Here is a 21,342-nt window from a genome sequence, read left to right as displayed (position 1 = left end):
GCGAAGCGCTGCGGGCCGCCGCGCGGCCCGGCGGGTGTCAGGCGGCGTTCTCGCCGGCATAGGGGTTGCCCTGCCGCTCCTCGCCCAGCGTGCCGCCGGGGCCGTGGCCGCACAGGAAGGACACCTCGTCGCCCAGCGGGAACAGCTTCTCGCGGATCGCGCGCACCAGCCCGGGCCCGTCGCCGTAGGGGAAGTCCGTCCGCCCCACCGAGCCGCGGAACAGCACGTCCCCCACCAGCACCAGCTTGTGCCCGGCATTGTGGAACACGACGTGGCCGGGCGTATGGCCGGGGCAGTGCAGCACGGCGAAGCGGTGGCCGCCGACCTCCACCGCGTCGCCCTCGGCCAGCCAGCGGTCGGGGGTCACGGCGCGGGCAGGGAAGCCGAAGGGCGCCGCGGCTTCCGGCAAGCCGTCCAGCAGGAAGCGGTCCGCCTCGTGCGGGCCTTCCACGGGGATGCCCAGGGTTTCCGCCACCTCCGCCGCCCCCGAGGCGTGGTCGAGGTGGCCGTGCGTCAGCAGCACCTTCTCCGCCGTCACGCCCAGTTCGCGCAGGGCGGCCAGCACCGGCGCAGCCTCCCCGGGGTCCACCACGGCGCCACGCTTGGTGGCGTCGTTCCACAGGATCACGCAGTTCTGCCGGAACGGCGTCACCGGCAGGATGGCGCCGCGCAGGGTGCCGGTGTCGGACAGGGCCATGCTCGGCGCTCCTCCTTCGGGGTTCAGGCGCCGCTCGCCAGGTGCTCGGCGGGCCGCCCGGCGGTGGTTGGCGCCGGCGGCCGCTCGCCGGGACGCCAGCCGGCGGGCACAGGGCCGGCAGCGGGGCGGCTGGCCACCGCCACGGCGGCGCGCAGCTCCTCGGAGGAATAAGGCTTGGACAGCAGCGGCAGCCCCGCCGCCGCTACCCGCGCCGGCGCGCCGCTGTAGCCGCTGACCAACAGCGCCGGCAGGCCGGGGCGGCGGCGGCGCGCTTCCGCCACCAGCGCCAGCCCGTCCATGCCGCCGGGCATCAGCACGTCGGTGAACAGCAGGTCGAGGCCGAATTCCGGGTCCGCCATGGTGGCCAGCGCCTGCGCGGCCGAGGACACGCGCGTCGCCCGGTGGCCGAGGCGGCGCAGGGTTTCGCTGGCCAGCACGGCCACCGCCTCGTCATCCTCCACCACCAGGATGCGCAGCCCCGGCGTATCCCCTGCCCCGGCCGGATCGCCCGCGGGAACCGGCGTCACCGCCTCGGCCGGGGCGGTGCGGGGCAGCAGCAGCGTCACCGTCGTGCCCTCGCCCGGCACGCTGTCCACCCGCACCGCGCCGCCGGACTGGCGCGCGAAGCCGTGCACCTGTGCCAGCCCCAGGCCGGAGCCGACGCCGACCTCCTTGGTGGTGAAGAAGGGCTCGAAGATATGCGCCAACACTTCCGCCGGCATGCCCGTGCCGGTGTCGGCCACGCACAGGCGCACGAAATCGCCGCGCAAGCCGTCCGGGTCCGGCGCGGCCTCGCCGATCGTGACATTCTCGGCGGTGATGCGCAGCGTGCCGCCCCCGGGCATGGCATCGCGGGCGTTGACGGCCAAGTTGATCAGCGCCGCCTCCAGCTGCGCCGGGTCCACCAGCGCAGGCCACAAGCCCGGGGCGAAGCGGGTTTGCAGCTGCACGTCGCCGCGCAGCGACCGCGCCAGCAGCTCGCGCAGCGACCCGTCCACCAGCCCCGCCACGTCCACCGGCTCGGGCCGCAACGCCTGCCGCCGCGCGAAGGCCAGCAGCTGCCGCGTCAGCGCCCCGCCGCGCCGTACTGCGTCCCGCATGGCGGAGATGAAGCGGGCGCGCCGGGCGGCATCGCGCTCGGCCGCACCGTTGCCGTCCTCGGGCGGCGGGGCCGCGCCGCCTTCCGTGCCGTTCGCGCGGGCCCGCCCCTCGGGTTCGCGCACCCGCTCGATGGCTTCCAGCCCGGCGCCCAGCACCTGCAGCAGGTTGTTGAAGTCGTGCGCCACGCCGCCGGTCAGCTGCCCCAGCGCTTCCAGCCGCCGCGCCTTATCGGTGGCCGCTTGGCGGACGCGTTCCTCCGTCACGTCGCGGGCGACGCAGAACAGCAGCCCGTCGGCCAGCGAGGCCTGCACCTGCCAGGACAGCCAGCGCCAGGAGCCGTCGGCATGCCGGCAGCGGGTTTCCAGCCCCTTCACGTCGGCCCCGTCCAGGGCGCGGGCAAAGGCGGCGCGGGCGGCGCCCACGTCCTCGGGGTGCAAGGAGTCCAGGAAGGGGCGCGTCAGCAGCTCCGCCTCCGGCCGGCCGGTGATGCGGGTCCAGGCCGGGCTGACGGAGCGGAAGCGGCCATCCGTGCCGCAGATGCCCAGCACGTCCAGCGACAGGTCGAAGATCCGCGCCAGGTCGCGCGACCGTTCGGCGACCCGGGCCTCCAGCTCCTGGTTCAGCTGGCGCAGCGCTTCCTCGCCGCGCTTGCGGGCGGTGACGTCCTGCGACACCCCCACCAGCCGCGCCGGCCCTGGGCCGGGCACGGACTGGCCGCGGATCTCCACCCAGCCGGGCGCGCCGTCACCCCGCAGCACGCGGTATTCCACCGCGAATTCCCGCCCATCGGCCAGCGCCGCCGCGACGCTCCGCTCCAGTTCGGGCCGGTCCGCGGGCTCCACCATGCCCAGCAGGATGCCGTAGTCCAGCGGCGCCTCCGCCGGCAGGCCGTAGTTGCTCTTGCACTGCGCCGAGACGATCAGCGTGCCGTCGCCGGGGATCAGCTCCCAGGAGCCCAGCCGACCCGCCGTCAGGGACAGCTTCAGCCGCGCCTCGCCCTCGCGCAGCGCGGCCGCTGCCTGCTCGCGCTCCTGCAGGTGGGCGCGCGCCTGGTATTGCCGCTGGCGGGCGCGAAAGGCGGTGCGCACGGTGCGCACCAGGGTGGCAGGGTGGAAAGGCCGTTCCAGCACCGTGCCGTTGCCCAGCGCATCGGCCAGCCGCGGTGCCGCTTCCGCCGCTTCGCCACGCGATCCGGCCCGCGCCAGGATCACCACCGGCAGGTCCGACCAGGGGGGCTGGCCGGCCATCCAGTCGCGCAGCGCGCCCAACGCTTCGCCGTCCTCGCGCAGCGCTTCCTCCGTGGCCACCAGCACGGCGGCGCCGCGCGCCAGCTCGCGCAGCGCGGTGGCGAGGTCGGAGCAGGCTTCCGCCTGCAGCTGGGCATCGCACAGCAAGCCCACGGCGATGGCGGCATCGCGCCCGTGCGGTGCCACCACGAGGCAGCGCAGCTCCAGCGCCGTGGCGGGGGCTCGGTGCGGCATGCGGGTCAGTCCGCCGTCCTGTCCCCGGGTTCCAGCAGCATCCCGCCGGCCCCGCCGGCCAGGTATTGCGGCGTGCCGCGCAGCACCCCCTGCAGCCCCGTCATCGGCTCGCCCACCTGCACGCCGGAGAGGCCGATGCGGTATTCGCGGATCGTGTCCTCGTGCCGGCCGATGCGCTTCTTGATCACGGACATGGCGCGCCGCACCCGGCCCTGCGCCTCGAAGTAGCGCAGCAGCACGATGGTGTCGGAGATGTAGGTGAAGTCCACCGGCGACCTCATCTCGCCCACCAGCCCGTGCTGCGCCAGCGTCACCAGCGTCAGCACGTTGCGCCGGTTGAGGTAGGTCAGCAGCTCGTGGACGTGCAGCAGCAGGAAGTGCTCGTCCGGCATGGCCGCCTGGAAGCCGTTGAGGCTGTCCACCACCACCGTGTCGACGCCGCGCAGCTCCACCTCGTCGCGCACGCGATGGGCGAACTCGCCCGGCGAGAGTTCCGCCGCGTCCACGGATTCCAGCCGCAACCGCCCCGAGGCCATCGGCCCCGCCAGGTCCAGCCCCATGCCGGCGGCGCGCGCCACCACCAGGCTGATCTCCTCGTCGAAGACGTAGATCACGGCAGCCCCCCCCGCCGCCGTGGCGGCCAGGGCGTAGTGCAGCGCGATCACCGACTTGCCGGCGCCGGAGGGACCCATCAGCAGCGTGTTGGTGCCGCGCTGCAAGCCGCCGCCGAGCAGGTTGTCCAGGCCCGGCAGCCCGCTGGGGACCTGCTGGTGCAGGGCCCGCGATCCCGCGCCCGTGCCGAGCTGCCGCCCCTCCTGGTCCGCCGCCACGAGGCGCGGAAACACCCGCAACCCGCCGGTGTCGAGGACGAGGTCGTGGTAGCCGCCGCGGAAGCGGGTGCCGCGGTACTTGACCACGCGCAGGCGCCGGCGCTCGGCGCCGTAGGCGGGGGCCAGCTCCTCCAGCCGCACCACGCCGTGGGCGATGCTGTGCACCGCCGCGTCCGCGTCGTCCGTGGTCATGTCGTTGAGCAGCAGCACCGTTACCCCGGTATGGGCGAAGCGGTGCTTCATCGCCAGCAACTGCTGCCGGTAGCGCAGCGGCCCCTGCGACAGCAGGCGGATCTCGGACAGCCCGTCGATCACCACGCGGGTCGGGCGATGCGCCTCGATCTGCGCGAAGATGCGGCTCACCGCCTCGCCCAGTTCCAGGTCGGCGGCGTGCAGCAGGCTCTGGCCCAGGCTGGGATCGGCGAGCTCCGGCGGGCTGACCTCGAATACCACGAGGCCGGGATGGTCCAGGGACCAGCCATGCGAGGCCGCGGCGGCGCGCAGCTCGGCGCCACTCTCCGACAGGGCGACGTAGAGGCAGCGTTCCCCGGCCGCCAGCCCGGCCAGCAGGTAGGCCAGGCCGAAGGTGGTCTTGCCGGTGCCGGGCTTGCCTTCCACCAAGTAGAGGCGCCGCCGTTCCAGCCCGCCCGCCAGAATGCCGTCCAGGCCGGGAATGCCGGTGGTGGCACGCCCGGCGGGTAACGTTTCGTCGCTCAAGCCGTGCTCCACCCTTCGCCCGCTTAGCATGCCGCATCGGACCGCCCTCGTCACGGCGGCAGGGCGCGGTTCCCCTCCGCCCCCTGGGCAGGCGGCCCGGGTTCCCGGATGGCCGGGCCGGTCAGGCGATGCCGCCTTCCGCCGCGGCGGAAGGCGCTGCGGGACTGCCGGGCGCGGGCGGCCCGCCCAGTTCCGCCATGATGCCGGGGACCTCCCCCGGCAGCTCGCGCGCCAGGAATCCCACCGGCCCGCGGGAATGCGCCAGCCGGCGGCCGGCTTCCCCGTGCAGGAACACGCCCCAGAGCGTCGCCTGCACCGGCGTGGCACCCCGCGCCAGCAGCCCGGCGATGATCCCCGCCAGCGTGTCGCCGGAGCCCGAGGTGGCCAGGCCGATGCCACCCCCCGCCCAGTTCCAGCTTTCGCCCTGCGGCGTGACCACATGCGTGCAGCCGCCCTTCATGGCCACCACCACCTGCAACTGCGCCGCGGCCCGGCGGGCGGCAGCGAGCGGGTCGGCCTCCACCTCCTCGCGCGAAATCTCCAGCAGTCGCGCCATCTCGCCGGCATGCGGGGTGATTACCACCCGCCCGGCATGGGGACGCAGTGCGTCCCGCGCGCGCAGCAGCCCGGTCATCGCCGCGGCGTCCAGCACCAGGAACGGCCCGTCCAGCCCGCGCAGCAGCTCCGCCGTCAGGGCTTCCACCGCCTCCGGCTCGCTCATGCCGGGTCCGAGCAGGATAGCGTGGCTGCTCTGGCACCGTTGCAGCAGCACTGCCGCGGCCTCCGGCGCGATGCCGCCGTCCGGGGTTTCCGGCAGCCCCATCACCAGCGCTTCCGGCACCAGCAGCCCGAGCTGCGGCGCCACCGAGCGGCAGGTGGCCAGCCGCAGCCGCCCCGCCCCGGCCCGCAGCGCCGCCACGCCCGAGAGCAGCACCGCCCCCGGCACCTCCACGCTGCCACCCACCACCAGCACGGAGCCGCGCCCGTCCTTGTCGTCGCCGTCCTGGTGCTGCGGCAGCGGCATGCCGCGCAGCAGCTCGGGGGTGACGGGGTGCTCGCCGCTCATCGGGTGGCCACCGGCGCGTCGGGCTCGGCGGTGACGGGCGTGCCCTCGCGCTCCAGGGGTGCGACGAAGTTGTAGCGGTGCAGAACCAGCCCGCCATTGGCGCCGCGCGTCGCGTCGAAGCGGTACTCGGTGACGCTGCAATTCGCCACGTCGGCCTCGCGGTCGATCGCCAGGATCTGCTCCTCCGTCATGTTCTCCAGCAGGTAGCGCAGGCACAGCACCACCACCTGGTGCCCGACGATCAGCACCCGCCGCCCGCCATGGTGCAGGCTGACCGTGTCCAGCGCCGAGCGCAGCCGCAGGATCACGTCGCACCAACTCTCGCCCCCCGGCGGCCGGTGGTAGAATTTGCCCAGGATGCGGCGGAACTCCGCCTGTTCCGGCGCGTGGCGCAGGATGCCGGCGCGGGTCAGCCGGTCCAGCACGCCGAACTCCTTTTCGCGCAGCCGCTCGTCCACCACGAAATCATCGGGCCCTGTGGGCAGCCCACCACTGCCGTGGATCAGCGCCGCCGTGCGCCGCGCCCGCAGGTAGGGGGAGGTCAGTACCACCTCCGGCCGCTCCATCTCCGGCTGGCTGGCGAACCAGCGGCCCAGCGAGGCCGATTGCTGCTCCCCCAGCGCGCTGAGCGGCACGTCCACGTCGCGCTCGGCGATGTCGATATGTGTCTGCCCCGCCGCATCGGCGGCGTCCCGCGCCACGTTTCCAGCACTCTCGCCGTGCCGCACGATCCAGAGCCGCTCCGGCCAGCGCTGCTGCATAGGGTTCCCCGCCGCTTCGATGATTAGGGGCGTAACTCCGCAGGCCGGCGGTCGTTCCGTGCGCGTCTTGCCGCCATTTCTGCGATCTGATATTTCACAACGTGTGCCGGCGAACCTTTCCCCCCTGACCGAGGCGGATACTGCCTCCCTCGCCGACCGGGTCTACCGCCGGCTGCGGGACGCCATCGTCGACGGCACCCTGGCCCCCGGCGCCCGCGTGCCGGAACGCTCCCTCGCCGCCTCCCTGGGCGTGTCCACCGCCCCCGTGCGCGATGCGCTGCGCCGGCTGGATGCCGAAGGGCTGGTGGTCACCCTGCCCCGCCGCGGCACCGTGGTGGCGGATTTCGGGGAAGCCCAGCTGGAACAGATGGGCCGCATCCGCGTCGCGCTGGAAGCTGTGGCCGCCGAGTTCGCCGCCCGCCGCGCCGGCCCGGCCGACATCGCGGCCCTGTCGGCGCAGCTCGCCGCCATGCGCGACGCCACCGGGCGGGGCGACGCCGACACGCTGGCCGCGGCCAATGAGCGCTTCCACGCCGCCGTGCACGCCCTGGCCGACAACCCTTTCCTGTCCCACACCCTGCGCGCCCTGCGCGGCTACGAGCAGGTCGGCCGTCGTCGCAGCCTGGCCGCTCCGGGCGAGCTGCGCCGGGCGCTGCGCGAGCACGCCGCCCTGCTGGCCGCCCTGCGCCGCGGCGACCCCGAGCGGGCCGGGGCGCGGATGCGCGCCCACGGCCTGCGATCCCTGCAACAGGCCTTCTGGGCCGCGCCCCGCGACGGGGAACAACACGCCGCCTGAGCCGTCCCCACGGACCCGCCCCAAGGCCGCTTGCGGAACGGGTGCAGGGGACGGCCACGACATGGCCCGCGGGCCGCAACCAGCACCGGGCGCAGATCCGGGAACCACGCCGTGCCACGAGGTCAGGTTCACCTGCCCGCGTCGCCGGCTGATCCAGAAGGAAACGAGACCGAGCCGATGCGAAGCCTTCGCCGCCGTAGCGCCGCCCTGGCCGCCTGCCTCTTCGCGACGCTCTGCGCCGCGCCTTCCGGGACGCGCGCCCAGCTGCCGGACCGCCCGATCCGCATCATCGTGCCCTCGCCGCCCGGCGGCACCGGCGACCTCGCGGCGCCGCTGCTGGGCCGCCCCACGGTGGTGGACAACCGCGCCGGTGCCAACGGCCATATCGGCATGGCCGAGGCCGCGCGTGCCCCGGCCGACGGCACGGTGGACGTGTTCTTCGACAACCTGCCCTCCATCCTGCCGCAGATCCGCGCCGGCACGGTGCAGCCGGTCGCCGTGCTGTCGGCCGAGCGGGCGCCGGAACTGCCGGAGGTCGCCACCTTCGCCGAGGCCGGCGCGCCGGGCGTGGTGATCGACAGCTGGTTCGGCTTCCTCGCCCCCGCGCGCACGCCGCCGGCGACGGTTGCGGCGCTGAATGCCGCTTTCGCCGCCGCGCTGGCCGAGCCGGCGTTGCGCCGCCGCCTCGCGGAAGCCGGGGTAGTGCCACTGGGCGGCTCGCCCGAGCGCATGGGCGAGCATATCCGCACCGAACTGTCCCGCTGGGCCGAGGTGGTCCGCACCAACGACATCAGGGCCGAATAAACATGAGCCGCATCACCGCGCTGCGCAGCCTCCGCCTGGCGGAGCGCCCCAACCTCCTCTGGGTCGAGATCGAGACCGATGAGGGCCTGATCGGCCTCGGCGAGGCCTTCCGCGGCGCCCAGGCGGTCGAGGCCGTGCTGCACGAGCACGTCGCCCCCTGGCTGCTGGGTCGCGACGCCCGCCAGATCGAGGCCGTGTCGCGCCACCTGCTGACGCCCTATGTCGGCTTCGGCGCCGCTTCCGCGGAGGTCCGCGCCGCCGCGGCGGTGGATCTCGCGCTCTGGGACCTCGCCGGCAAGCGGCACGGCATCCCCGTGCACGAAGCCCTGGGCGGCCGCGTGCGCGACGGCATCCGCGCCTACAACACCTGCGCCGGCTACGACTACAACAGTCGCGGCGCCGTGCAGCGTTTCATCGGCACGGCGGATGCGGCTGTGGGCCCCTATGACGACCAGGTGGCCTTCAACCGCGATGCCGGCGCCCTGGCCGAGAGCCTGCTGGCCGAAGGCTACGCCGCCATGAAGATCTGGCCCTTCGACCCCTTCGCCGCGGCCTCGGGCGGGCACAGCATCTCGCTGGAAGACCTCAAAACGGGCCTGGAACCGTTCCGCCGCGTCCGCGCCGCGGTGGGCGACCGCATCGAGATCATGTGCGAGCTGCATTCCATGTGGTCGGCCAATGCCGCCGCCCGGATCTGCGCCGCGCTGGAAGACGTGGGCGCCTACTGGGCTGAGGACCCCATCGGCAAGATGGACGACGTGGAGGCCCTGGCCGACCTGCGCCGCCGCACCCGCGTGCCGATCTGCGCCAGCGAAACCCTGGGCGGCAAACTCGCCTTCCGCCGCCTCCTCGCCGCCGAAGCGGTGGACGTGGTGATGCTGGACCTCGGCTGGTGCGGCGGCATGACCGAGGCCCGCAAGATCGCCGCCCTGGCCGAGGCGCACAACAAGCCGCTGGCGCCGCACGACTGCACCGGCCCCGTGGCGCTCTGGGCCGGCACGCATCTCGCGCTGCACGCGCCCACGGCGATCTTCCAGGAGGTGGTGCGTGCGGCCCTGTCCACCTGGTACCGCGACCTCGTGACCGAACTACCGGTGGTCACGGCCGGCCTGGTGCAGGCACCCACCGCCCCCGGCCTGGGCACGGCGCTGCAGCCAGCGCTATGGCAGCGCCCCGACGCCACCGTGCGCGAAGCCCGCGCGGGCTGAGCGCTCCCCGCCGGGCCGGTTCTCCCGGCCCGGCGACCGGCCGCCTCAGCGCTTCGGGCGCAGCCAGTGCATGCACAGGGCGCCGGCGACGCCGATGAGCATGGTGAGCGCCATCGGCCGCGCCGTACCGTCGCTGAACAACCCGACCAGCAGGGTCGCCAGGGCGGCGATGCTGAACTGCAGCGTGCCCATCAGGGCGGAAGCGGACCCCGCCCGGGACGCGTGGCGCGACAGCGCCGCAACCGCGGCATTGGGCAGCACCAGCGTGCCGGCCGCGGTGGAAGCCATGATCGGCAGGAAGATGCCGAGCATCCCGCCCAGCCCGAGCACGGCGTTGAACACCAGCACCAGCACCGCGAGCGCGGAGAGGAACACGCCCCAGCGGATCACCCGGTGCGGGCCGAAGCGCGCCACCAGCCGCGGGTTGATCTGCGACACGGCGATGAAGCCCGCCGCGTTGAGGCCGAACAGGATAGCGAAGCGCTGCGGGTCCAGCCCGAAGCCGGCGATGAAGACCTCCGGCGCGCCGCTGAGATAGGCAAACAGCACGAACAGCACGAAGGCGCCCATCACCACGTTGGTGATAAAGGCGCGGTCGGTCGCCACGTCCACGTAGCGCGACAGCAGCCCCGTGAAGCCCAGCCGCATGCGCATCTGCACCGGCAGCGTGTCCGGCAGGAAGCGCCACACCAGCAGCATCGACACCACGCCATAGGCCGTCGTCACCCAGAAGATCGCCCGCCAGGAGGCCACGCCCAGCAGGAAGCCGCCCAGCGTCGGCGCCAGGATCGGCGCCACGCCCATCACCAGCATCAGCCGGCTCATCACCCGTGCCGCCGCCAGCCCGTCCGCCACGTCGCGCACGATGGCGCGCGGGATCACGGAGGAGGCGGAAGCCCCGAAGGCCGCCACGAAGCGGAAGGCCGACAGCGTGACCAGGTCGGTGGACAGCGCGCAGCCCACCGAAGCCACGGTGTAGAGCGCGGTGCCCACCAGCAGCGGCCCGCGCCGGCCGAAGCGGTCGCTCAGCGTTCCCTGGGTGATCTGCCCCACCGCCAGCCCCAGGAACCAGGTGGCCAGGGTCAGCTGAGCCGCCCCCGACGCGGTGCCGAGGCTGCTCTCGATGGCCGGAAAGGCGGGCAGGTACATGTCGGTCGAGACGGGGTTGATCGCCGTCAGGAAGCCGAGCAGCAGGGGAAGCCAGGAGGGCATGGGAATCCGGCAGGTGGAAGCGGGCCGGCGGAACCGTTGCCGGCCGCGCCGCAAACCCGCGGACACAGGAACCGCGCGACCGGGAACCGCGCCCGCCGGGGACGCTGCGCGCCCGGCGCGCCGCCCGGTCCTTGTCGGCCCGCCCGGCCGGGGCCGCAACCCCGCGTTGGTGCCGGAACCCCGCCGCGGGCAGGAGGCGGGTACGCGCCGGAAGCGGGCGCTGCGGGACGCCGCGCCCGGCGCCCGGCTCCCCGCCGCCTAGAACAGGCTCTCGAAGTTCACCGTGGGGAAGCTGTCCAGCTGCGTGCCGGGGGTGGCGTTCACCACCTCCACCCCGTGCGCCTCGCCCCAGGCGCGGCAGTAGCTGTAGCAGACCTCCGACCAGGCGGTGCGCGGCGGCACGAAGATCCGGTTGGTGGTGTAGGCGTTGGTGAAGTGCGTCGGCCCCTGGGCGGCATTGCCTTCCCAGAAGTCGAAGCCCAGCCGCGTGCGGCGTTGCAGCTCGGCCGGCGGGATGTGGGCGGTGGGGTTGGGGTCGGCCTCGTCCTGGCCGCGCCGCCGCACCCGCGCGATGGGGTAGGAATGGTCCACCCCCACCAGCACGATGGGGTTGCAGCCCATCATGGCGGCGATCTGGATCAGCACGATGGTGACGGTGAAGCTGTTGAACAGCATCGCCGGGGTTTCGCCGAACTGCGGAAAGGTCAGCAGGTGCTCGCCCGCCTCGACCTCGGAGGGCATCGGCACCGGTACCTGGTTGGGCATGCGCAGGAAGCCCAGGTACTCGAAAGGCACGAACTTGATCGAGGCGGCATCCATGCCCGCCTCGTATTCCTCGCGGTACATCTCGATCTGCAGCCGGTCGGAGATCGCCCAGTAGGGGAAGGCCATCCCCCAGTCGCCATAGCCCATGAAGGACCGGTTGGACCCGAGGCAGATCTCGCCCCGCAGCTTGCCCATGTCGATGTTGCGCAGCGACGGCCCGTTGCCCACCACGAAGGCGCGCTGCCCGGCATGGCGGTTGCGGAACCCGTCCAGCAGCATCGGGATCTCGACGCTCAGGTCGTGCACGCGGCCGAGGAAGCGGAAGCGCCGCGCTCCCAGCGCGTGCATCACGCGCACCGCGGGAAAGCGGTCGTTCCAGGCCGGCTGTTCCTCGCCTTCCTTGAAAACCATCACCATGCGCGACGGCTCGGCGATCACCACCGCCTCGGGCGACACGCGGCCCAGCAGCGGCCGCAACCGCAGGGCTTCCGGGCGGTCCGGCGCATCGGGCAGCACGGCGTGTTCCAGCCCGTGGCGCAGCGCCAGCCCGGCGGCGATCGGCGCATCGGCGGCATCGCAGACCAGCAGCGGCGGGTCGCCGCCCGGGGCATCGCGCAGCCAGGCGGCGGCGAGGTCGGCATCCGCCGCGTTGACGTGCACCAGCCTCATGCGGCGGCCTCCTCGGGCGGCACCGCGCCGTTTCGTTCCGCCGATCCGGCCATCAGCCCGTCGGCTGTTCCGGCCGCCGCAGGCTCAGCCACCGCGGCCACCGGCCGGTCCACCGCCAGCAGCAACGGCCCGGCGAGCCGCCCGGCGCCGGGCTGCGGCAGCGTCCAGCCCAGCCGCAGTTCCAGCCGCCCGGCCCCGCTGCCCTCGATCGGCGCTTCCAGCGCGCCCAGTTCCGGCACCGCCCCGAACTCCACCGGCGCCGCCGCGGGGGAGAAGCGCAGCGGCACGCCGTCCAGGCGCAGCTCCAGCCCGCCGAAGGCTGCGGCATCGGCCGGCGCCAGCACCAGCCGCAGCACGGCCGGTGGCGGGTCCAGCGGCGGCAGCACCAGCGTGGCCACCGGGCCGGGACCGATCCGCCGCACCGGCAGCCCGTCGAGGAACTCGGCATCGTGGAAGCCGGTCAGCTCCGTGCCGCCACGCAGCAGCACCCGCCGCGCCGCGCCGCTCGCCGCCATCACCGCGGCCATCCGCGTGCTCATGCCGGCACTCCCTGCAAGGACCTGGCCGCGTCGGCGCGGGACGCGTCGGCAGCGTCCGGTGCCACCGGCCGCCGGGTCGCGGCCAGCGCCGCGTCCAGGGCCGCGTAGGGCCGGGGCGAAAGCTCGGCCGTCGGCAGGGTACCGCCGGCCAGCGCGCCGTCCGGCATCGCCGGCCAGGTGCCGCCGGCCCGCAGCGCGAAGACCCGCGCCCCCAGCCCGGCCAGCACCGCCGCGCCCGGGGACACCGGCCCCGGCGGCGCCAGGTCCAGCACCGCCGCGACCCGCGCCGGGTCCAGCCCGGCCAGGGCCGCCGGCCAAACCAGGCCCACCGCTGCGGGCAGCGCCAGCCGCGCCCGCAGCGCGTCCTCGCTTTCCAGCGGCGGCGCGTCCACGGCGCAGAGCAGCCGCACCCCCGCCGTCGCGGCGAGCGGCAACCAGCGCGCCACCACCTCGCGCAGCGCGGCCGGGGTGCAGAGCGTGGCGTCCAGCACCAGCCAGGGCCCCTCCCCCTCCGGCCCGGTGGCACCCTCCACCGCCAGCGCCGCACCCAGGCCGACGGGGTCCGGGCCGATCGCCGCGTTGCCCAGCGCGGGGTCGAAGCCCAGCACGGCGTCCACCGTTTCACCCAGCGCCAGGCTGTCGGCCGGGGCGGGCAGCCCCCCGGGCAGCAGCAGCACCGCGGGCAGTCCGGCCGGCAGCGCCGCCATCCGCGCCGGGCCGCGCAGCAGGATGCGCGCCAGCCCAGGCTCCGCCGTCAGCGCGGCCAGCGCGTCCGCCAGAGCGTCCGGGCCGGGATGCAGGTCGTTCAGCAGCATCACCCCGTCCGCCAGGGCCTGCCAGCGCGACAGGTCCTCGGCGAAGCCGTGCGGGTTGCCGTGCAGCAGCAGCAGCAGCGGCCCACGGCGCCGCAATTCGGACAGCAGAGCCCGTTCCGCCGCGCCGCGCACGGGATGCAGCGGCCCGGGATCGCCGATGGCCACCAGCGTCACGCCCGCGTCGGGGTTGGACAGCAGCTCGGGCGGCAGGAAGGCGACATCGGTGCCGAAGGCCGCGCGTCCGCGCCGCGTGCGCTCCGGCACCGCGGTGGCGAGGTGGGCGACTTCGTTGTGCCGCACGAACTCGACCTGCACGGGCCTGGGCACCTCGCCCCAGGGCATGCCGGCGGCGCGGGCGTTCAGCGCAAAGCCGGCATAGGCATCGCCGTAGGCGCGGTGCTTGTTGTGCGCGCCGGTGTGCAGCCGGTCGGGCAGGGTTTCGCCCATCAGCTCCTCGCCCAGCAACACGCGCACTGCTTCCACCCGTGGGCGGGACAGGACGTGGCCCTCCACCTCCAGCACGCCGTACTCGTCCATCACTACGCGGCGCAGCTCGGCCAGCACGGGCAGGCCGTCCGCGTCTGGTGGGGCGGCGGGATGCGGCTCCGGCACGCCGGGCGTCACCGTGTCCCACCTCACCGGCAGGCGCTGCACGGCAATGCCGGCCTCGCCGTAGCCCACCAGGGTCAGGGCTTCCGCCGCTTCCAGCATCCAGCTCTCGCCGGCGTCGAGGTGGATGCTGAAGCCGGGCGCCTGCTCCGGGAAGCCGTCCAGCTTGTTCAGCACGTCCGGCCGCGTCCGCCCGCCCTGCATCCACAGCCGGCGCGGCCCGGCAAAGGCTTCCACCGCTGCCGGCGCGGGATTGCCCGCGGCCCAGCCGCTGATCACGGCGCTGCCGGCTTCGCGCGCGAAGCGCAGGCCGCCGCTGCGCCACCAGTTCGGCGGCTTGCGCGGCTTGCTTTCCACGATGTCGGCGACCTCGAAGACACGCATCGTGTGGTCCAGCACCGTGCCGTCCGCCGCGCGCGCCACCGCCGCCACCGTGACGGTGGACTGTTCCGGCACGTGCGGGGCCACCAGGCCGAAACCGACATCGGCCGTGCCGACCCAGGGCTGCGCCGCCAGCACGTCGGCGCGGCTCATGCCGCGCTGCGCCTCGCCCAAGAAGCGGTTGTCAGCGAAGAGCTCGATCCGCGACCCCGGCGGCAGCGCCGCCCAGCCGCGCAGTTCCAGCAGCCAGCCCGGATGCAGCGCCGCGGCGCCGAGGTTGAGCAGCTTCTGCTGCGGCCGCCGCGGCAGCGCCTTGGGCGGCGGCACCACCGGGCGCGCCGGCGCCGGCGTTGCCAGGAAGCGTTCCAGGCTGTTCAGCGCGGCCAGGCCGCAACGCTCCACCGAGCCCACGGAGGCCACGGCCTCGGGCAGGTGCAGCCATTCCTCGGGGCTGGAGCGGGACACGCGCAGCATGCCCTCGCGCAGCTGGCCCACATCGCCCACCGGCGCCGTGACCAGCGCATCCCCGCACACCTCGCGGAACACGTCCAGGTCGTAGCAGACGCAGGGCGTGCCGGCCGAGAGTGCCTCGATCGGCGGCAGGCCGTAGCCCTCGAACCAGGACGGGTAGAGCAGCATCCGCGCCCGCTTCAGCTCCACGAACTTGTCGAGGTCGCTGGCCAGTGGCCGCACTTCCAGCTCCATGCCGAAGCGGCGCACCGCGGCGGTCAGCACGTCGCGATACGCCTCGTCGAGTTTCGGGCTGCCGACGATCACGGAGAGCGTCCAGCCGCGCATCTCCTCGCACAGCACGTCCACCACGTCCTGCGCGCCCTTGTGCGGGTCGCGCGGGCGCAGAAAGGTGACGATGCGGTTCTCGCGGAACTGCGGCGCCACGCGGTGCAGCGCGTCGAGGTTGATCGGCTGGTGCCAATGGTCGAAGAGCAGCCGCGGGTCGTCGAACCAGAGCCGCGCATGCTTCTCGGATTCGCGCGAGTTGCTCATCACCAGCACGGGGTTCTCGGCCACGTCGCCGGCCGCCAGCTTCCATTCCCGCCACAGGGATTCATCGCGCGCCACGGGGACCGCGGCGTTGAACCAGTTGGGCGTTTCGAAGTTGAAGATCGCCAACCGCGCCCCGCGCCGCCGCGCGAAGCCGCGCGCGCCCACGTAGACCGCGCGGTCCAGCGACTGCGTCGGGATCAGGATCACCGCGTCGAAGCGACCTTCCGGCAGGGCCGTCAGGAAATCCTTGGTGACGTGGATGTTCACCCGCCCCGGCCGGCCGAAATCCTTCAGGTCGGCATGGAACACGGGCACGTGGTTGGTCACGAAGGCGACCTCGGCGCCCGCCCGCGCCAGGCACTGCGCCAGTACATAGGCCGCCAGCCGTCCGCCGCCGTAATTGCCCGGCGCGTTGGTGACGAAGATGGCGACGCGCATCAGGCGGCAGCCTTCCGCTCGGACGCCTGCACCACCATGCCGGCCGCGGCCAGCCGTTCCAGCATCGGCGCCAGCGCCGCTTCCTCCGCCGGCGCGGCGAGCAGCCGCACGGACACGCAGCCGGCCAGCAGCACGAAAGCCAGCAGCGCTTCCAGCGGATGCCGCGCGCCTTCCACGGTGGCCAGCGGCAACAGGTCCGCCGCGTAGCCCGTGGCGGGCTCCGGCGGCCGGGTCCAGAACATCGGCGCCTCCGCGTCGAACAGGGTGACGATCCTGCCGCGCCGGGGATCGCCGGGCCAACTCAGCGCCACCACGTCGGGGGTCGGCTGCAGGACCTGCACGGCCGCGGGAAGGCCGGCCACCAGGACCAGGTCCGCATCGCTGCGGCCCGCCGGCAGCAGGGCGGCATCGGCCACCAGCGCCCGCTGCCCGGCATAGGCACCGCGCAGCGCCGCCAGCCGCGCCGCATCCGCGGCAGAGGGTCCGGGCAGCAGCGGCACCGCCGGCAGGCCCCAGCCTTCCGCCAGCGCCGCCAGGGCACGGCCATCCGCGCCAGGGGCCGCCACCAGCAAGCGCTGCACCCGCTCGCCCACCGCCTCGGCCAGGGGGCGCGCATCCGTGCCGCCCTGCATGCGGAACACCCGGTCCGGGCCGGCCAGCGTCATGAAGGTTTCCACGAAGCCCGCCAGGTCCGGTCCATCGGCACCGTCCAGCAGCAGCCCCGCGCGGGTCGCCGGCACGCCGCCCAGCCGGGCCGCGAACAGGCGTCGCCGCAGCGTTTCCGCCAGCGGCACCGGTGCCGGCGCCAACCCCAACGCCGAGGCGGCCAGGGAAGCCGCGCAACCCGGCGACACCACGGCCGTGGGCAGGCCGGGGCAGAGCCGCTGCATCACCAGCCTCAGTCCCTCGTCCGGCAGCACCGCGGTGCTGCCGTTCAGCCGCGCCCGCATCTTGGTGATCAGCACGCGACGCCGCGGCGCGCCGAACACGTCCTGCGGCCCGGTCACCTCCGCGCGGTTCAGCAGCACCGCGCGCGGCAGCCCGGCGGCGGGCCGGCCCAGCCGTGCCAGCAGCAGCGGTTCATCCACCACCAGCCGCGCCGGGGCGCAGCGGGCCAGCAGCCGCGCCAGCGCTGGCTCCAGCGCCGGATCGGCGGGCATGGCGTTCCAGGCATCGGCGGCGTCGGGCGGCTGGCGCGCCGGCACCGCCAGGGCGCCGACCTCGAACACGTTCAGCACCGCCGGCAGCGCGGCCTCGAAGCTGACCGGGTCGGTGCAGAGCAACAACCAGGGCGTGCAGCCGGCATCCCGCAGCGCTTCCGCCAGCCCGCGCAGCGCGTCCCAGCCCGGCCCTTGCGCGGCGGTGGCGGCAAACAGCACCAGCCGCTCGCCGGGCGCGGCGAGCGCGGCCGCGGCATCCGGCCGGCGTGAGGCCACCGTGTCGGCCGGCCGGTCGACGCAGTTGGGGCCGAGGCGGCCGTGCAACGCCACGCGCTGCGGCGCCGCAGCGCCGGCAACCATCAACTCCAGCGCCAGGCCGTCCGGTGCCACCGGCTGCGCCGCACCGGCCCGCCGCAGCAGCGCGTCCAGGTAGCCCCGCAGTTCGAACCGGCCGCCGCCCAGCGCGTGCATCCCGCCCAGCGGCCACCCAGATAACGAGATCGTGATCGCATTTGTCTCAGCACGTGCGATTACTCGCAAAGTCAGGACGCCGGCCTCGTCCAGTGTGGCTTCCTGAACGGAGACGAAATGAGAGGATTCCGGCGAGGTTTCGTGACGCACTGATCCGAAGGGATGATCGGGGTGCCGATGACCGTTCTGCGCAATCATGGTTCCAGATCTCTCTCGCTCGCCTGCGTCTCAGGAAGGGCGTCGCATCGCATCGTCGACGCGACGACGCCCTTCCGCCCGGCGCCCCGCCGAGCCGGCCGGAAACGCCGGTGGTCCTTGTCGCAACAGGGCGAAGTATGCAATCTGCCGCCGCGCATGCTGCATTGCAGCAGAGCCGGTCACTGGATGGAAGGGGTGTCGCGATGCGCATCGGGATCATCGGCTTCGGCAAAATGGGCCGGACCCGGGCAGCCGCCGTGGAAGCCGCGTCGCAGGCCAAGATCGTGTCGGTGTTCGACACGGTGCAGGACCCCGAGACTCCCTACCCCTTTGCCGCTTCCGCCGAGGCGATCGTGCAGGACCCGTCACTGGACGCGGTGTTCGTGTGCACGCCCAACTGGCTGAACCGGCCACTGACGATCGCCGCACTGCAGGCTGGCAAGCACGTCTTCTGCGAGAAGCCACCCTGCTTCACCGCCGCCGAGATGCGCGAGATCCGCGCCGCCGAGGCGGCGTCCGGCAAGGTGTTGATGTACGGCTTCAACCACCGCCACCACGGCGCCATCCTGCGCATGAAGGAGTTGGTGGATGAAGGCCGCTTCGGCCGCATCCTCTGGATGCGCGGCCGCTACGGCAAGAGCGTGGATGCCGACTACCTGACGGGCTGGCGCGCCGACAAGCGGCTGGCCGGCGGCGGCATCCTGCTGGACCAGGGCATCCACATGCTGGACCTGTTCCTGCACCTCGCGGGCGAGCCCTTCGACGAGGTGCACGCCATGATCTCCAACCTGTACTGGAAGACGCCGGGCATCGAGGACAACGTCTTCGCCCTGCTGCGCAACCGCCGCACCGGCCTGTCCGTGAGCTTCCATTCCACCATGACGCAGTGGCGCCACTTGTTCTCGCTGGAAGTCTTCCTGGAGCGCGGCTACCTCGTGCTCAACGGCCTCAAGACCTCCTCCGGCACCTACGGCGAGGAAGTGCTGACCGTGGCGCGCAACCGCGCCGTGGCGCCCGCCGCCACCTTCGACAGCGAGGAACGCTTCCATTTCGAGGTGGACAGTTCCTGGCAGCGCGAAACCGACGCCTTCTTCGAGGCCATCCGCACCGGCGCCCCGGTGCAGTACGGCTCCTCGGCCCAGGCGCTGCAGGTGATGGAACTGGTGGACAACCTCTACACCAACGAACGCCATGAATCCGAGGAGCTGCGCGAAGCACTCCTCAGCCACGCGGATTGAGGAAGGCAGCACGAGCATGGACGCGCAGATCACGCCCGACTGGAACGGCTGGCTGGACGACTACTTCAAGCGCTACACCGCGGATGCCTTCGACCCGCGCCACTACCCGCAGCTGGTCGCCTTCCGCGACCTGGCGCTGAGCATCCGCGAGCGCAAGAAGAAGATGATGTTCGCCGGCAACGGCGCCTCCGCCTCCATCGCCAGCCACGGCGCGGTGGACTTCACCAAGCAGGGCCGCGTCCGCGCGGTGGACTTCAACGAGCCCAACCTGATCACCTGCTTCTCCAACGACTACGGCTACGAGAACTGGATCTGGCGCGCCATGGAGCGCTACGCCGATGCCGGCGACGCCGCCGTGCTGATCTCCGTGTCCGGTTCCTCGCCCAACGCGGTGAAGGCGGCGGAATGGGCGAAGAAGAACGACGTCACCGTGGTGACCTTCACCGGCAAGTCGCCCGACAACCCGCTGAAGCAGCTGGGCGACATCAACCTGCACATCCCCTCCGGCGCCTACAACGTGGTGGAAGGCGTGCACAACATCTGGCTGACCACGGTGGTCGACATGGTGGTGGGGCAGGCCGAGTACAGCGTGACCTGATCCCATGCGCATCCTCGCCATGATCCCGGCCCGGATGGGCAGCCAGCGACTGGCGAAGAAGAACCTCAAGGAGATCCGCGGCGCGCCGCTGATCGCGCACGCGGTGCGCAAGTGCCTCGCCGCCGGCGTCTTCGACGAGGTCTGGGTGAACTCCGAACACCCCGACTTCGCCGCCGTCGCCGCGGCCGAGGGCGTGGGCTTCCACCAGCGCCCGGAGCATCTCGGCTCCAACACCGCGACCTCCGAGCAGTTCGTGGCGGAGTTCCTGGAAAAGCACGAATGCGACGCCGTGGCGCAAGTGCACTCCATCGCCCCGCTGCTCACCGCCGCCGAGGTCCGTGCTTTCGTGGAGCGCATGCGCACCGGCGCGGAGGACGCGCTGATGAGCGTGATCCCCGAGCCGCTGGAATGCCTGTATCGCGGCCAGCCCGTGAACTTCACCTTCGCGGAGAAGACCAACAGCCAGGACCTGAACCCGGTGGAGCGCATCACCTGGAGCATCACCGGCTGGAAGCGCGCGCCCTACCTGGAAGCCGTCCGGGCTGGCCGCTGCGCCACCTATTCCGGGAAGGTCGGCACCTGGCCGGTCGGGCGCAACGCGGGCCACGTCATCAAGACCCAGGAAGACTTCGACATCGCCGAAGCCCTCTGGGACACCGTGCACGCCGGGACGGCCTGAGCGCCGTCCCACGCCACCTCAGCCGCCGATGCTGAGGTTGAGGCGGCGGATCATCTCGCCATCCTGCTGGTACTGGCGGCGCGCGGCCTCCGCGTAGGCCGCGCTGTCGAGATAGGCCGGCGCCATGTCGTAGCGCTCCAGCACCGCGAGGTGGCTCGGGTCGTTCAGCGCGTCGCGGAACCCGTCCTGCAGCACCCGCACCACGGCCGGGCTCATCCCCGCCGGGCCTGCCAGGCCGTAGGGGCTGTCGGACACGATGTTGATGCCCTCCTCGCGCAAGGTCGGCGCCTCGGGGAAGCGCTTCGGCCGCTCCGCCGTCCAGGTGCAGAGCAGGCGCAGCCTCCCATCCTTCACCAGCTCGCCCCAGGCGCTGGCATCGGCCGAGGCGTCGATCTGCCCGCCCACCAGCGCCTGCAGGTCCTCCGCCACCCCGCGGAAGGGCACGTGCACCCATTGGATGCCCTGCTCCGCGGCGATCTGCTCCATGGTGATGTGCAGCGAGGTCCCCACGCCCGGCGAGCCGTAGGTCGCCTTGCCCGGGTTGGCCTTGGCATAGGCCAGGAACTCCCGGAACGTCCGCCACGGCGAATCCGCCCGCACCACCACGCCGAACAGGTAGCCGGTGACCTGCGCGATCCAGGTGAAGTCGCGCATCGGATCGAAGGGCGGCCGCTGCACCATCTGCGGGTAGCGGAACACCGAGACGGGCATCTGCGCCAGCGTGTAGCCGTCCGGCCGGGTGCCGCCCACCAGCGCCTGCGCCGCCAGGATGCCGCCGGCGCCGGTGCGGTTCTCCACCACCACGGGCTGCCCCAGCCGGCGCGAGGCCGCGTCGCACAACGCACGCATCTGCACGTCCGTGGTGCCGCCGGGCGCGAAGGGCACCAGCATGCGGATCGGCTTGTCCGGGAAGCGCCCGGAACCCTCCGCGGGGGCCGGCGCGCCCTGGGGCGCCGTCTGGGCCAGCGCGCCCTGCCCCGCCGCGGCCAGCAGCCCGCCGCCCAGCGCCAGCGCCCCGCGCCGCCCGATCAACCCGTTCCGCATCACGCGTCTCCTCCCCTGTCGGACCTTTGCGGCCCGTGTTCTTCCGTTCCGGCCCACCCT

The 21,342-nt window shown here is 73.4% G+C and carries 17 protein-coding genes; 6 read left to right on the top strand and 11 right to left on the bottom strand.

What is annotated here, in order from left to right; genetic code table 11:
- Positions 1-37: 37 nt before the first annotated feature.
- From ACLIBK_RS07315 to ACLIBK_RS07295, 5 genes are all read right to left on the bottom strand, one after another.
- A complete protein-coding gene (locus ACLIBK_RS07315) occupies positions 38-697 on the bottom strand; it encodes an MBL fold metallo-hydrolase (RefSeq protein ID WP_415386582.1) in 660 nt (219 codons plus the stop codon).
- Positions 698-720: 23 nt separating this feature from the next.
- On the bottom strand, positions 721-3,279 hold the full coding sequence (locus tag ACLIBK_RS07310) for a PAS domain-containing protein (protein WP_415386581.1): 2,559 nt from the start codon (positions 3,277-3,279) through the stop codon (positions 721-723).
- A gap of 5 nt (positions 3,280-3,284) precedes the next feature.
- Positions 3,285-4,826 (bottom strand): ATPase domain-containing protein, encoded by a 1,542-nt coding sequence (locus tag ACLIBK_RS07305; RefSeq protein ID WP_415386580.1) that lies wholly within the window; start codon positions 4,824-4,826, stop codon positions 3,285-3,287.
- A gap of 121 nt (positions 4,827-4,947) precedes the next feature.
- Positions 4,948-5,892 carry an NAD(P)H-hydrate dehydratase gene (locus tag ACLIBK_RS07300; RefSeq protein WP_415386579.1) on the bottom strand — a complete coding sequence of 315 codons (945 nt, stop codon included), beginning with the start codon at positions 5,890-5,892 and terminating at the stop codon, positions 4,948-4,950.
- Positions 5,889-6,653, bottom strand: a complete 765-nt coding sequence (locus tag ACLIBK_RS07295; protein ID WP_415386578.1) for a histidine phosphatase family protein — start codon at positions 6,651-6,653, stop codon at positions 5,889-5,891. Before ACLIBK_RS07295 ends, ACLIBK_RS07300 begins: the two co-directional genes overlap by 4 nt.
- Positions 6,654-6,756: 103 nt before the next feature.
- Here ACLIBK_RS07295 and ACLIBK_RS07290 point away from each other — a divergent pair, with 103 nt between their 5' ends.
- The 3 genes from ACLIBK_RS07290 (at position 6,757) to ACLIBK_RS07280 (ending at position 9,461) form a co-directional block, all read left to right on the top strand.
- Complete coding sequence (locus ACLIBK_RS07290) at positions 6,757-7,449, top strand: GntR family transcriptional regulator (protein ID WP_415386577.1); 693 nt, start codon at positions 6,757-6,759, stop codon at positions 7,447-7,449.
- Between the two features lie 177 nt (positions 7,450-7,626).
- Positions 7,627-8,253: a Bug family tripartite tricarboxylate transporter substrate binding protein gene (locus ACLIBK_RS07285; protein WP_415386576.1), complete on the top strand. Its 627-nt coding sequence runs from the start codon at positions 7,627-7,629 to the stop codon at positions 8,251-8,253.
- A 2-nt stretch (positions 8,254-8,255) separates the two neighbouring features.
- Positions 8,256-9,461, top strand: coding sequence for a mandelate racemase/muconate lactonizing enzyme family protein (locus ACLIBK_RS07280; RefSeq protein WP_415386575.1), 1,206 nt, complete (start codon positions 8,256-8,258; stop codon positions 9,459-9,461).
- A gap of 45 nt (positions 9,462-9,506) precedes the next feature.
- Here the strand turns inward: ACLIBK_RS07280 and ACLIBK_RS07275 are convergent, their stop codons facing one another.
- From ACLIBK_RS07275 to ACLIBK_RS07255, 5 genes are all read right to left on the bottom strand, one after another.
- Complete coding sequence (locus ACLIBK_RS07275; protein WP_415386574.1) at positions 9,507-10,673, bottom strand: multidrug effflux MFS transporter; 1,167 nt, start codon at positions 10,671-10,673, stop codon at positions 9,507-9,509.
- Between the two features lie 258 nt (positions 10,674-10,931).
- Positions 10,932-12,107: a hypothetical protein gene (locus ACLIBK_RS07270; protein WP_415386573.1), complete on the bottom strand. Its 1,176-nt coding sequence runs from the start codon at positions 12,105-12,107 to the stop codon at positions 10,932-10,934.
- Positions 12,104-12,646, bottom strand: a complete 543-nt coding sequence (locus ACLIBK_RS07265; RefSeq protein ID WP_415386572.1) for a hypothetical protein — start codon at positions 12,644-12,646, stop codon at positions 12,104-12,106. The genes ACLIBK_RS07270 and ACLIBK_RS07265 overlap by 4 nt, the downstream gene beginning before the upstream one ends.
- A complete protein-coding gene (locus ACLIBK_RS07260) occupies positions 12,643-15,894 on the bottom strand; it encodes a glycosyltransferase (RefSeq protein ID WP_415386571.1) in 3,252 nt (1,083 codons plus the stop codon). The genes ACLIBK_RS07265 and ACLIBK_RS07260 overlap by 4 nt, the downstream gene beginning before the upstream one ends.
- The gene (locus tag ACLIBK_RS07255) at positions 15,894-17,525 is read right to left on the bottom strand and encodes a hypothetical protein (protein ID WP_415386570.1); all 1,632 of its coding nucleotides are present in this window, start codon (positions 17,523-17,525) and stop codon (positions 15,894-15,896) included. The genes ACLIBK_RS07260 and ACLIBK_RS07255 overlap by 1 nt, the downstream gene beginning before the upstream one ends.
- A 401-nt stretch (positions 17,526-17,926) precedes the next feature.
- Here ACLIBK_RS07255 and ACLIBK_RS07250 point away from each other — a divergent pair, with 401 nt between their 5' ends.
- From ACLIBK_RS07250 to ACLIBK_RS07240, 3 genes are read left to right on the top strand one after another with little or no spacing between them, the layout of a single operon-like run.
- Entirely contained in the window at positions 17,927-18,961 is a 1,035-nt protein-coding gene (locus tag ACLIBK_RS07250) for a Gfo/Idh/MocA family protein (RefSeq protein ID WP_415386569.1), read from the top strand.
- A gap of 16 nt (positions 18,962-18,977) precedes the next feature.
- Entirely contained in the window at positions 18,978-19,559 is a 582-nt protein-coding gene (locus tag ACLIBK_RS07245) for an SIS domain-containing protein (RefSeq protein WP_415386568.1), read from the top strand.
- 4 nt (positions 19,560-19,563) lie between these two features.
- Positions 19,564-20,238, top strand: coding sequence for a cytidylyltransferase domain-containing protein (locus tag ACLIBK_RS07240; RefSeq protein WP_415386567.1), 675 nt, complete (start codon positions 19,564-19,566; stop codon positions 20,236-20,238).
- 18 nt (positions 20,239-20,256) lie between these two features.
- Here ACLIBK_RS07240 and ACLIBK_RS07235 read toward each other — a convergent pair whose 3' ends face one another.
- Complete coding sequence (locus tag ACLIBK_RS07235) at positions 20,257-21,282, bottom strand: tripartite tricarboxylate transporter substrate binding protein (RefSeq protein ID WP_415386566.1); 1,026 nt, start codon at positions 21,280-21,282, stop codon at positions 20,257-20,259.
- Positions 21,283-21,342: the final 60 nt, after the last annotated feature.

The sequence above is a fragment of the Roseomonas sp. BN140053 genome (assembly GCF_047690175.1).
In the GTDB taxonomy this organism is placed as follows: Bacteria; Pseudomonadota; Alphaproteobacteria; order Acetobacterales; family Acetobacteraceae; genus Roseomonas.
This window is presented reverse-complemented; position numbering and strand designations above follow the sequence as displayed.

Excerpts from the sequence above, each read along its gene's own strand:
- ACLIBK_RS07310 (WP_415386581.1), bottom strand. The coding sequence starts at position 3,279 with ATGCCGCACCGAGCCCCCGCCACGGCGCTGGAGCTGCGCTGCCTCGTG.
- ACLIBK_RS07315 (WP_415386582.1), bottom strand. The coding sequence starts at position 697 with ATGGCCCTGTCCGACACCGGCACCCTGCGCGGCGCCATCCTGCCGGTG.
- ACLIBK_RS07275 (WP_415386574.1), bottom strand. The coding sequence starts at position 10,673 with ATGCCCTCCTGGCTTCCCCTGCTGCTCGGCTTCCTGACGGCGATCAAC.
- ACLIBK_RS07245 (WP_415386568.1), top strand. The coding sequence starts at position 18,978 with ATGGACGCGCAGATCACGCCCGACTGGAACGGCTGGCTGGACGACTAC.
- ACLIBK_RS07250 (WP_415386569.1), top strand. The coding sequence starts at position 17,927 with ATGCGCATCGGGATCATCGGCTTCGGCAAAATGGGCCGGACCCGGGCA.
- ACLIBK_RS07270 (WP_415386573.1), bottom strand. The coding sequence starts at position 12,107 with ATGAGGCTGGTGCACGTCAACGCGGCGGATGCCGACCTCGCCGCCGCC.
- ACLIBK_RS07265 (WP_415386572.1), bottom strand. The coding sequence starts at position 12,646 with ATGAGCACGCGGATGGCCGCGGTGATGGCGGCGAGCGGCGCGGCGCGG.
- ACLIBK_RS07300 (WP_415386579.1), bottom strand. The coding sequence starts at position 5,892 with ATGAGCGGCGAGCACCCCGTCACCCCCGAGCTGCTGCGCGGCATGCCG.
- ACLIBK_RS07260 (WP_415386571.1), bottom strand. The coding sequence starts at position 15,894 with ATGCGCGTCGCCATCTTCGTCACCAACGCGCCGGGCAATTACGGCGGC.
- ACLIBK_RS07235 (WP_415386566.1), bottom strand. The coding sequence starts at position 21,282 with ATGCGGAACGGGTTGATCGGGCGGCGCGGGGCGCTGGCGCTGGGCGGC.
- ACLIBK_RS07255 (WP_415386570.1), bottom strand. The coding sequence starts at position 17,525 with ATGCACGCGCTGGGCGGCGGCCGGTTCGAACTGCGGGGCTACCTGGAC.
- ACLIBK_RS07285 (WP_415386576.1), top strand. The coding sequence starts at position 7,627 with ATGCGAAGCCTTCGCCGCCGTAGCGCCGCCCTGGCCGCCTGCCTCTTC.
- ACLIBK_RS07280 (WP_415386575.1), top strand. The coding sequence starts at position 8,256 with ATGAGCCGCATCACCGCGCTGCGCAGCCTCCGCCTGGCGGAGCGCCCC.
- ACLIBK_RS07240 (WP_415386567.1), top strand. The coding sequence starts at position 19,564 with ATGCGCATCCTCGCCATGATCCCGGCCCGGATGGGCAGCCAGCGACTG.
- ACLIBK_RS07295 (WP_415386578.1), bottom strand. The coding sequence starts at position 6,653 with ATGCAGCAGCGCTGGCCGGAGCGGCTCTGGATCGTGCGGCACGGCGAG.